Raw genomic sequence first — 435 nt, 5'->3', positions numbered from 1 at the left:
GACTTGGATAATAATGTAATAAGAGAAAAAGTAATAGTATCTCCATTCCTGCCAACGGCTAAATCAGAAGGTTTCTTTGAAGAAAATAAACATAAAAGCTCTCATTATCCAGTTCATAGTTTAGTTTTATGTGCTAACAAAAAATCAAGGTTTATTTATTGTTATGTGGAGCTATTTAGTGCTTTTCAGTTTTATGTTCTACTTGATGACGAATATGAAGGGGAAGATATCTATAAAAATTATGTTTATGATTTGATTGGTGAAAAAGAAATTGATTATAAGGAATACGCTAGCTCTATTCCTGATAGTAGTAATGTTTTTGATAGCATGCCAAGTTACAGAGTAATAGATACTGATAAATTCATTCAATTATCGCATGTATCAAAAAAAGATCTAAAATTTTACTGTCATAGAAATTATCACGCTATTGAAGCA

Annotated in this window: 1 protein-coding gene; it reads left to right on the top strand. The window is 29.0% G+C overall.

Features of this window, described 5'->3' with window-relative positions:
• The coding region (locus tag AB4496_RS29720; RefSeq protein WP_372133733.1) for a hypothetical protein at nt 1-435 on the top strand (435 nt) is incomplete at both ends.

The organism is Vibrio sp. 10N.222.46.A1, assembly GCF_041473595.1.
Taxonomy (GTDB): domain Bacteria; phylum Pseudomonadota; class Gammaproteobacteria; order Enterobacterales; family Vibrionaceae; genus Vibrio; species Vibrio tasmaniensis_A.
Note: the sequence above shows the minus strand (reverse complement) of the source record. Positions and strands in the feature narration are given on the sequence as shown.